Below are 10,819 nucleotides of genomic sequence, written 5' to 3'. Positions count from 1 at the left end.
TCGAGCAGCGTGTTGTTGACGATGTCGAGGGCCGGGGTGTCCTGGAGGGCCTGGTCGAGGTCGGCCTCCAGGCCGTTCTTCTCGCCGTCGATGATGCGGCGCTGGAGGCGCTCGTCCAGCGGCAGGGCGAGGAGTTCCTCGGCACGGCCCGCCTTCATCGACTTCATGTTGACGCCCTCGAAGAGCTCCATGAGCTTCTGCAGGGGGTCGTAGCCCTCGGCCCGCCGGTCGTGGATGAGGTCGAGAGCAACCTTGACCTGCTCCTCCTCCAGCCGGGCGATGGGCAGGATCTTGGAAGCGTGCACGATCGCCGAGTCGAGTCCGGCCTTGACGCACTCGTCGAGGAAGACCGAGTTCAGGACGACACGGGCGGCCGGATTGAGGCCGAAGGAGATGTTGGACAGGCCCAGGGTGGTCTGCACGTCCGGGTGGCGCTTCTTGAGCTCACGGATCGCCTCGATGGTGGCGATGCCGTCGCCCCGGGACTCCTCCTGGCCGGTGCAGATAGTGAAGGTCAGGACATCGATCAGGATGTCGGACTCGTGCACCCCCCAGTTGCCGGTGAGGTCGGCGATGAGGCGTTCGGCAATGGCGACCTTGTGCTCGACGGTGCGGGCCTGGCCCTCCTCGTCGATGGTGAGCGCGATCAGGGCGGCACCGTGCTCGACAGCGAGTTCGGTGACCTTGGTGAAGCGGGACTCGGGTCCGTCGCCGTCCTCGTAGTTGACCGAGTTGATGACGGCACGTCCGCCGAGCATTTCCAGACCGGCCCGCAGCACGGGCAGTTCGGTGGAGTCCAGGACGATGGGGAGGGTGGAGGCGGTGGCGAACCGGCCCGCCAGCTCCTTCATGTCGGCGACGCCGTCGCGACCCACGTAGTCGACACAGAGGTCGAGCATGTGCGCGCCCTCGCGGATCTGGTCGCGGGCCATCTCCACACAGTCGTCCCAGCGGCCGTCCAGCATGGCCTCGCGGAACTTCTTCGACCCGTTGGCGTTCGTCCGCTCGCCGATGGCGAGGTACGAGGTGTCCTGGCGGAACGGCACGGTCTGGTAGAGCGAGGCGGCGCCGGGCTCGGGGCGGGGCTCGCGGACGGCGGGGGTGAGCTCGCGGGCCCGCTCGACCACCTGCCGCAGATGCTCGGGCGTCGTACCGCAGCAGCCGCCGATCAGGGACAGTCCGTAGTCGTTGACGAACGCTTCCTGGGCCTCTGCCAGGCCCTGCGGGTCGAGCGGGAAGTGGGCGCCGTCCTTGGTCAGTACGGGCAGGCCCGCGTTCGGCATGCACATCAACGGCGTGCGCGAGTGGCGGGCCAGGTAGCGCAGGTGCTCGCTCATCTCGGCCGGGCCGGTGGAGCAGTTGAGGCCGATGAGGTCGATGCCGAGCGGTTCCAGGGCGGTGAGCGCCGCGCCGATCTCGGAACCGAGCAGCATGACGCCCGTCGTTTCGAAGGCGAGCGAACAGATCAGCGGCACGTTCACGCCCAGCGCGTCCATCGCGCGGCGGGCCCCGATGAGGCTCGACTTGGTCTGCAGGAGATCCTGCGTGGTCTCCACGATCAGGGCGTCCGCGCCGCCCGCGAGGAGGCCCTCGGCGTTCCGCTGGTAGCCGTCGCGCAGTACGTCGTAAGCGATGTGGCCGAGCGACGGCAGCTTGGTGCCGGGACCCACCGAGCCGAGCACCCAGCGCTGGCGGCCGTCCTCGGCGGTGAACTCGTCGGCGACCTCGCGGGCGATGCGGGCACCGGCCTCGGACAGCTCGACGATCCGGTGCGCGATGTCGTACTCGTTCGCCGCCGAGTGGTTGGCACCGAAGGTGTTCGTCTCCACACAGTCCACGCCGACCGCGAAGTACTCCTTGTGCACATTGCGGACGATGTCCGGGCGCGTGATGTTGAGGACCTCGTTGCAGCCTTCGAGGTCCTGGAAGTCCTCAAGGGTGGGGTCCTGTGCCTGGAGCATCGTGCCCATCGCGCCGTCGGCGACCACCACGCGGGTGGCGAGCGCCTCGCGGAGGGCTTCGATGCGGGTGCGGCTGTCGATGGAGGGGCTCGGCGACGAGGCCATGAAAGTACTCCCGGGGCTGCGACGGCTGTCGGCTTTGCGCCCGCTGAAGGAGGGCGCACCCGGCAAGGGTAGCCGGGCGGACTCCGTTCCGGTGCGGCATCCCAGCGGGCGGACGGCATCCTGTCCACGGGAAGATCCGGGGCGCGCGGTCTTGACAGATCCTCTCGATGGAGAGAGAAGGTCGGCATCGACCGATAGTGTTCAGCATTGTCGAACGTAGTGGAGGTCCGGGTCCGATGGCGAAGAACATCCAGTCGCTGGAACGGGCGGCGGCGATGCTGCGGCTGCTCGCGGGTGGCGAGCGCCGGCTCGGCCTGTCCGAGATCGCCTCCTCGATCGGGCTGGCCAAGGGCACCGCGCACGGCATCCTGCGCACGCTCCAGGCGGAGGGCTTCGTCGAACAGGACGCCACCTCGGGCCGCTATCAACTGGGGGCCGAGCTGCTGCGCCTCGGCAACAGCTATCTGGACGTGCACGAGCTGCGCTCCCGCGCCCTGGTGTGGACGGACGACCTGGCCAGGTCCAGTGGCGAGAGCGTCCATCTGGGGGTCGTGCACCAGCAGGGCGTCCTGATCGTCCACCATGTCTTCCGCCCGGACGACAGCAGGCAGGTGCTCGAGGTGGGGGCCATGCAGCCGCTGCACTCCACCGCGCTGGGGAAGGTGCTCTCGGCGTACGACCCGGTGGCGCACACCGAGGCCGTGGAGGGCGACCGTACGGACTTCACCCCCCGGACGATCACCGAATTGGTGGAGTTCGAGTCGGTGCTCGACCTGACCAGGGCGCGCGGCTGGGCCGCGGACATGGAGGAGACCTGGGAGGGCGTGGCCGCGGTGGCCGCCCCCATTCACGACCGGCGGCGGATGCCGGTGGGCGCCATCGCCATCACCGGCGCGGTCGAGCGGCTCTGTCCGGCGGGCGAACTCCGCTCCGAGCTGGTCGCGGCGGTCCGTGAATGCGCCCGCGCGGTTTCCAGGGATATCGGCGCCGGGCGGTTCTGAACCGAATGCCGGATCATCGGTACTGATCGAGGTTTCGGCCACTGAACCCTTGACGCCGCTGCACCACGGGGCAAAACTGCCGTTCAACGGTCGGCATTGTCGAACACTTACCGGTAATACAAGTTAGTGTGTGACAACGCCAAGGGCCGGTAGCCCTCGCCCGAGGGCGCGGACCACTGGTATGCGCCGGCGGTTTGTCTTTCCCTGGACGAAGGAGTCTCGGGTGTCCAACTTCGACATCTTCATAGGTGAGGTCACGGGCACCGCCCTGCTGATCCTCCTCGGTGGCGGCGTGGTCGCAGGCGTTGTTCTCAAGCGGTCCAAGGCACAGAACGCGGGCTGGCTCGCCATCAGCTTCGGCTGGGGCTTCGCCGTCATGGTCGGCGCGTATATGTCGGCCCCCCTCTCCGGCGCTCTGCTCAACCCGGCTGTCACCCTCGGTCTGGCGATCGAGGGCGGCGTCAAGTGGGCCGATGTCCCGCTGTACATCGGCTCCCAGATGCTGGGCGCGATGATCGGCGCCTTCCTGGTCTGGGTGGCCTACCTGGGCCAGTTCAAGGCTCATCTGACCGACCCGGAGATCCTCGCGGCGCAGCCCGCGGTCGAAGGGCTCGTGGACCAGAAGACGGCGCCCAAGGCGGGGCCGGTGCTCGGTGTCTTCTCCACCGGACCCGAGGTCCGGAACGCCCTGCAGAACGTACTGACGGAGATCATCGCCACATTCGTCCTGGTCATCGCCATCCTCACCCAGGGCCTGAACAATTCGGGCAACGGTCTCGGCACGCTCGGTGTCCTGATCACCTCCTTCGCCGTGGTGGCCATCGGTCTCTCGCTGGGCGGCCCCACCGGGTACGCCATCAACCCGGCCCGGGACCTCGGCCCCCGTATCGTGCACGCGCTCCTGCCGCTCCCGAACAAGGGCGGCTCCGACTGGACGTACGCCTGGATCCCGGTGGTCGCGCCCCTGATCGGCGGCGCGCTGGCGGGCGGTTTCTACAACTGGGCCCTCGTGTAAGCCCCCTTCACCCCCGCATCGAACAGGAGCAGACACCGTGAGCGACACCACCACCACCGGAACCTCCTCCCACGGGACGGGGCCGTTCATCGCGGCCATCGACCAGGGCACCACCTCAAGCCGCTGCATCGTCTTCGATCGCGACGGCCGTATCGTCGCGGTCGACCAGAAGGAGCACGAGCAGATCTTTCCCAAGCCCGGCTGGGTGGAACACAACGCCAAGGAAATCTGGACGAACGTCCAGGAAGTCGTGGCCCGTGCCATCGAGAAGGCGGGCATCACCTCCGCCGACGTCAAGGCGATCGGCATCACCAACCAGCGCGAGACCACCCTCCTCTGGGACAAGAACACGGGCGAGCCCGTCCACAACGCCATCGTCTGGCAGGACACCCGCACCGACGCGCTCTGCCGGGAACTGGGCCGCAATGTCGGCCAGGACCGCTTCCGCCGTGAGACGGGACTGCCGCTCGCGAGCTACTTCGCGGGGCCCAAGGCCCGCTGGCTGCTCGACAACGTCGAGGGACTGCGCGAGCGCGCCGAGCGCGGCGACATCCTCTTCGGCACCATGGATTCCTGGGTCATCTGGAATCTGACCGGCGGCACCGACGGCGGGGTGCATGTCACGGACGTCACCAACGCCTCCCGCACGATGCTGATGAATCTGCACACCATGGCGTGGGACCCGAAGATCCTGGACTCGATGGAGGTTCCGGCCGCGATCCTGCCGGAGATCCGCTCCTCCGCCGAGGTGTACGGGAACGCCAAGGGCGGCGCCCTGGACGGCATCCCGGTAGCCTCCGCGCTCGGCGACCAGCAGGCGGCGCTGTTCGGCCAGACCTGTTTCGCCGAGGGCGAGGCCAAGTCGACGTACGGCACCGGCACCTTCATGCTGATGAACACCGCGCACAAGCCGGTCAACTCGTACAACGGCCTGCTGACGACCGTCGGCTACCGCATCGGGGACCAGCAGGCGGTGTACGCGCTGGAGGGCTCCATCGCCGTCACCGGCTCGCTGGTGCAGTGGATGCGCGACCAGATGGGCCTGATCAACTCAGCGGCCGAGATCGAGACCCTGGCGTCGTCGGTCGAGGACAACGGCGGCGCGTACTTCGTCCCCGCCTTCTCCGGCCTCTTCGCCCCGCACTGGCGCCCCGACGCCCGCGGTGTGATCGCCGGTCTGACCGGCTATGTCACCAAGGCGCACATCGCCCGCGCGGTGCTGGAGGCCACGGCCTGGCAGACCCGCGAGATCAGCGACGCCATGACCAAGGACTCCGGCGTCGAGCTGACCTCGCTCAAGGTCGACGGCGGGATGACCTCCAACAATCTGCTGATGCAGACGCTCTCCGACGTCCTCGACGCACCCGTGGTGCGCCCGATGGTCGCCGAGACCACCTGCCTCGGCGCCGCCTACGCCGCGGGACTGGCCGTGGGCTTCTGGCCGGACACCGACGCGCTGCGCGCCAACTGGCGCCGGGCCGCCGAGTGGACGCCGCGGATGGACGCGAACACCCGCGACCGTGAGTACAAGAACTGGCTCAAGGCCGTCGAGCGCACCATGGGCTGGCTCGACACCGACGACAGCTGACCGATCGTCGGCCGACTCGCCGGTGAGCCGGTGAGATCCGAAGAGGAGTGAAGAATGAGCACCCTGCAGCGCGTTCCCGCCCTGGGGACGCACCCGGCCGGCGGTTCCCTGCCGACCCGCGCCGAGACCCGGGATCAACTGTCCAACGCGACGTACGACCTCCTGGTGATCGGCGGCGGCATTCTGGGCATCTCCACCGCCTGGCATGCCTCCCAGTCGGGACTGCGGGTGGCCCTGGTGGACGGCGGCGACTTCGCCGGCGCCACCTCCTCGGCCTCCTCGAAGCTGCTCCACGGCGGGCTGCGCTATCTGCAGACCGGCGCGGTGAAGCTGGTGGCGGAGAACCACTTCGAGCGCCGTGCGGTGTCCCGGCAGGTGGCACCGCATCTGGCCAATCCGCTCACCTTCTATCTGCCGGTCTACAAGGGCGGACCGCACGGCGCGGCCAAGCTCGGCGCGGGCGTCTTCGCCTACTCCGCGCTCTCCGCGTTCGGTGACGGTGTCGGCCATGTGATCAGCCCGGCCAAGGCGCGACAGGCCGTGCCCGAGCTGCGTACGGACAATCTGAAGGCCGTTGCCGTCTACGGGGACGACCAGATGAACGACGCGCGGATGGCGCTGATGACGGTCCGCGCCGCCGTCGACTCGGGCGCCACCGTGCTCAACCACGCCGAGGTCACCGGATTGCGCTTCACCCAGGGGCGGGTGACCGGCGCCGACCTCAGGGACCGGCTGGACGGTACGGAGTTCGGCGTCGACGCCCGGCTCGTACTCAACGCCACCGGTCCCTGGGTCGACCATCTGCGGAAGATGGAGAACCCCGACGCGGCGCCCTCCATCCGGCTCTCCAAGGGCGCGCATCTGGTGCTCAGGCGCACCGCCCCGTGGAAGGCGGCGCTCGCGACCCCGATAGACAAGTACCGCATCACCTTCGCCCTCCCCTGGGAGGACATGCTGCTGCTCGGTACCACGGACGAGGAGTACGAGGGCGAGCCCGGGGATGTCGCGGTCAACGAGAAGGACATCCGCCAGATCCTGGACGAGGCGGCCTTCTCGGTCCGCGACCAGCAGCTGACCCGCGATCTGATCACCTACTCCTTCGCGGGTCTGCGGGTGCTGCCCGGGGGGCCCGGCGACACCTCCAAGGCCAGGCGCGAGACGGTGGTGACCGAGGGCCGCGGCGGCATGCTGTCGGTCGCCGGCGGCAAGTGGACGACCTTCCGCCATATCGGCCGTACGGTGCTCGCCAAGCTGGAGTCCCTGCCGGGCCATCCGCTCGGCCAGGGCATGGAGCCCGTCTCCCGGCTGCCGAAGAAGCTGCCGCTGCCCGGTATCGCCAGCCCGAACGCGGTCGCCCACCGGCTGCTGATCGACGGCGGCGGTACGGGGCCGTCGATGGCGGTGGACACCGCCCGCCATCTCGCCACCCACTACGGCTCGCTGGCCTTCGACATCGTGCGGCTGGCGAACGAGTACCCGGCGCTGAGCGAGCGGATCCACCCGGACGCCCCGGAGATCTGGGCCCAGGTCGTCTACGCCCGGGACCACGAGTGGGCCGAGACCGTGGACGACGTACTGCGCCGCCGTACGACACTGACGATCCGCGGCCTGGACACGGAGGACATCCGCAGCCGGGTCGAGACGCTGCTCGCCGAGCGGTGCGGACTTTGACGACACGCTCTGGGTGCATCCGTACGAGTTGAGGGGTGCTCCCCGCCGGGGAGTGCCCCTCCTGGGCGTTCGGGGACGCATAATGGGGGCCGATACATCGGATGTATGGAGGACGCCCATGGCTGTCACCGACGAGGCCATCGAGAAGATCAAGGGAATGATCGTCTCCGGCGCGCTGCGCCCCGGCGACCGACTCCCCAAGGAGAGCGAGCTCGCCGCCGAGCTGGGGCTGTCCCGCAACTCACTGCGCGAGGCGGTGCGCGCCCTGTCGCTGATCCGCATCCTCGACGTACGGCAGGGCGACGGCACGTACGTCACCAGCCTCGATCCCCAACTGCTGCTGGAAGCGCTCAGCTTTGTCGTGGACTTCCACCGGGACGACACGGTGCTGGAGTTCCTGGCCGTACGGCGCATCCTGGAGCCGGCCGCCACCGCGATGGCGAGCACCCGGATAACCGAGGCCGAACTCGACGTGCTGAACGCCCAGTTGGACGCTCTGGGAGCACGGCCCTCGGTGGAGCAGCTGGTCGCCGCCGATCTGGAGTTCCACCGGGGGATCGTGCAGTCGTCGGGCAACTCGGTGCTCTGTTCGCTCCTGGACGGGCTCTCCGGTCCGACCACCCGGGCCAGGATCTGGCGCGGGCTCACCCAGGAGGACGCGGTCAGCCGTACGCTCCACGAGCACCGGGCGATCCTGGCGGCGCTCAGGGACCGGGACGCCGAAGCGGCCCGGTCCTGGGCGACGGTCCATATCGCGAGTGTGGAGATGTGGCTCAGATCCACACTCTGAGATCCACCCTCCGAGGTCCACGCTCGGAGGTCCCGCACCGAGGTCCCGGACCAGGGCCCGCCCTCCGAGGCGGGCCCCGGCGGGTCAGTCCTGCTTCTCGCCGCTCGCGAAGCGCGAGATAACCAGCGCGACGATGATGATCGCGCCGTTCAGGAACTGGTTCCAGAGCGCGGGCACACCCCCGAGGGTCATCACATTGACCACCAGCTGAAGGGTCAGCACGCCCGTCAGCGCCCCGAAGAGCGTGCCGCGCCCGCCCTTCAGGCTGATGCCGCCGATCACCGCGGCGGCGAAGACCTGGAAGATCCAGCCATTGCCCTGGGTGGCCGCGACCGAGCCGTAGTGGCCGGTGTAGAGGATGCCCGCGAAGGCCGCGAGCAGCCCGCCGATGGCGAGCACGATCCAGGTGATCCGGTCCACCCGGATCCCGGCGGCGCGGGCCGCCTCCGGGTTGCCGCCGATGGCGTACAGCGAACGGCCGTGCCGCAGCCAGGCGAGGGCCGCGCCGCCGATCGCGAAGAGCGCCAGACAGATCCAGACGGCAGCGGGGGCCCCCAGCCAGTCGGTCTTGCCCAAGTACCGGAAGGACTCCGGGACATCGGTGATCGACTTGCCCTCGGTGATGCCGATGTGGAGTCCGCGCAGCATGGTGAGCATGCCGAGGGTGGCGATGAAGCCGTTGACGCGAAGCTTCAACATCAGGAAGCCGTTGACCGCGCCGATGGCCATGCCGACCAGCAGACAGGCGGGGATGGCCATCCAGACCGGCAGCAGGTCGAGCCCGGCGAACCGGCCGCCCTCGGAGGGCAGTACCAGCCACATGGCGATGACCGGCGCGATCCCGATCGTCGACTCCAGCGACAGGTCCATCCGGCCGCAGATCAGGATCAGCGCCTGGCCGAGCACCAGCAGGCTCAGCTCGGAGGACTGCTGGACGACGCTGATCAGATTGCTGGAGGTGAGGAAGACCGGCGAGACGATGAAGCCGATCACCATCAGCACCAGGATCACCGGCACCAGGGAGAAGTCGCTCCACCGGATGAGCCGGAGCCGGTTCACCGGGCTCGCGCCGTCGGCCTCCTCGGCTACCGGCGGACGCATCGTCTCGGTCATTCCCGCTCCCCCACACCTTCCATGGCGGCGACCAGTTCCCGGTCGGTCCACCCACTTCCGAACGAAGCCACCACACGCCCATGGAACAGGGCGAGTACCCGGTCGCACACCCGCAGATCGTCCAGCTCGTCCGAGACGATCACGGCCGCGCTGCCCTCGTCCGCCACCCGGCGCACCACTCCGAGCAGCGAGTCCTTCGATTTGACGTCGACGCCCGCGGTGGGCCGCAGGGCGATCAGCGCGCTGGGCCCGCGCGCCAGGGCGCGGGCGACGACGACCTTCTGCTGATTGCCGCCGGACAGCCCCGAGACGGGCTGCTCGGGGCCCTGGGTCTTGATGTCCAGCGACTCGATCATGGCTCTGGCGAACTCCCTGGTCCGCGAGGGCAGTACGGTCCCCCACGGGCCGAGCTGATCGGTGACGGTGAGCGTGGCGTTCTCGGCGACGCTGCGGTCCAGAACGAGCCCCTGGCGGTGCCGGTCCTCGGGTATGTAGCCGATGCCCGCGTCCAGCGCGTGCGGAACGCTGCCCGGCTTCACCGTACGGCCTCGTACGGAGATCCGTCCCGAGGTCGCCGCGCGCATCCCGGCGAGCGTCTCGCCGAGCGCGGTGTTGCCACTGGCCGCGGCCCCGGCCAGGCCGAGCACCTCACCGGGCCGTACGGCGAGATCCAGCGGCTCGAACTCGCCCTCCAGCGCCAGCGCTTCGGCCTTCAGTACGGGCTCGGCCGCCGCGTCCGGGGCGTCCGGCGGGTCCGGGGCGTCCGGCGGGTCCGTCGCGTCCGCGTGCGCGGCGTGCCAGGAGACGGCCGTCCCCGCGGACTCGCCGGTCATCGCCGTCACCAGCTCCGCCTTGGACAGCTCGGCGACCGGAGCGGTCAGCACATGGCGGGCGTCCCGGTAGACCGTGACGGCGGTGCACAGTTCGTACACCTCCTGGAGATGGTGGGAGATGAAGAGGAACGCCACGCCCTGGTCGCGCAGTTCCCGCAGCTTGTCGAAGAGCCGCTGGATGCCGCGCGCGTCGAGCTGCGCCGTGGGCTCGTCCAGGATGATGAGCCGGGCGCCGAACGACAGCGCCCGCGCGATCTCGACGAACTGCCGCTGCTCGACCGGGAGATCCTTGGCGCGGGCGTCGGGGTCGACCTCGACCCCGTACCCGGCGAGCAGTTCGCGCGCCTGCCGGCGCAGCCCCCGCCAGCTGATGAGACGGCGGGCGCCGGACCCGGATCCCCGCACCCCGTAGTCGTTGAGGAACAGGTTCTCGGCGACGGTCAGATCGGGCACGACCATCGACTTCTGGTAGACACAGGCGACCTTGGACTGCCAGGCCGAGGTGTCCCCGAAAGCGGGCGCGGGCTCGCCGCCGAAGGTCACCTCGCCCGCGTCCGGCCGGTGCAGCCCGGTGAGCACGCTGACCAGGGTGGATTTGCCCGCGCCGTTGCGCCCGACGAGCGCGTGGGACTCGCCGGGCCGTACGGTGAGCCGGACACCGTCGAGCGCCACCGTGGGGCCGAAGCGCTTGACGATGCCTTCCGCGTGGACCGCGGCGGGGGCCCGCTGCTGCTGTTCCATG

At 69.4% G+C, this 10,819-nt stretch carries 8 protein-coding genes; 5 read left to right on the top strand and 3 right to left on the bottom strand.

The window, feature by feature from the left end; all coding sequences use genetic code 11:
- A partial coding sequence (locus ACIRQP_RS33635) for a homocysteine S-methyltransferase family protein (RefSeq protein WP_403897026.1) occupies positions 1-2,066 on the bottom strand: 2,066 nt, incomplete at its 3' end.
- 236 nt (positions 2,067-2,302) lie between these two features.
- Between ACIRQP_RS33635 and ACIRQP_RS33630 the strand changes: the two genes are divergently transcribed.
- The 5 genes from ACIRQP_RS33630 (at position 2,303) to ACIRQP_RS33610 (ending at position 8,131) form a co-directional block, all read left to right on the top strand.
- Positions 2,303-3,067 carry an IclR family transcriptional regulator gene (locus ACIRQP_RS33630; protein ID WP_403897024.1) on the top strand — a complete coding sequence of 255 codons (765 nt, stop codon included), beginning with the start codon at positions 2,303-2,305 and terminating at the stop codon, positions 3,065-3,067.
- A 223-nt stretch (positions 3,068-3,290) separates the two neighbouring features.
- Complete coding sequence (locus tag ACIRQP_RS33625; protein ID WP_403897022.1) at positions 3,291-4,082, top strand: MIP/aquaporin family protein; 792 nt, start codon at positions 3,291-3,293, stop codon at positions 4,080-4,082.
- 37 nt (positions 4,083-4,119) lie between these two features.
- On the top strand, positions 4,120-5,670 hold the full coding sequence (glpK, locus tag ACIRQP_RS33620; RefSeq protein ID WP_403897020.1) for a glycerol kinase GlpK: 1,551 nt from the start codon (positions 4,120-4,122) through the stop codon (positions 5,668-5,670).
- Between the two features lie 54 nt (positions 5,671-5,724).
- Positions 5,725-7,341: an FAD-dependent oxidoreductase gene (locus ACIRQP_RS33615; protein WP_403897018.1), complete on the top strand. Its 1,617-nt coding sequence runs from the start codon at positions 5,725-5,727 to the stop codon at positions 7,339-7,341.
- A 118-nt stretch (positions 7,342-7,459) separates the two neighbouring features.
- Entirely contained in the window at positions 7,460-8,131 is a 672-nt protein-coding gene (locus ACIRQP_RS33610) for a FadR/GntR family transcriptional regulator (protein ID WP_403897015.1), read from the top strand.
- 84 nt (positions 8,132-8,215) lie between these two features.
- Here the strand turns inward: ACIRQP_RS33610 and ACIRQP_RS33605 are convergent, their stop codons facing one another.
- Together ACIRQP_RS33605 and ACIRQP_RS33600 are read right to left on the bottom strand one after the other, a co-directional pair.
- Entirely contained in the window at positions 8,216-9,244 is a 1,029-nt protein-coding gene (locus tag ACIRQP_RS33605; RefSeq protein WP_403897013.1) for an ABC transporter permease, read from the bottom strand.
- Positions 9,241-10,818, bottom strand: coding sequence for a sugar ABC transporter ATP-binding protein (locus tag ACIRQP_RS33600; RefSeq protein WP_403897010.1), 1,578 nt, complete (start codon positions 10,816-10,818; stop codon positions 9,241-9,243). Before ACIRQP_RS33600 ends, ACIRQP_RS33605 begins: the two co-directional genes overlap by 4 nt.
- Position 10,819: the final 1 nt, after the last annotated feature.

It is taken from the genome of Streptomyces sp. NPDC102274, from assembly GCF_044766385.1.
GTDB lineage: Bacteria > Actinomycetota > Actinomycetes > Streptomycetales > Streptomycetaceae > Streptomyces.
This window is presented reverse-complemented; position numbering and strand designations above follow the sequence as displayed.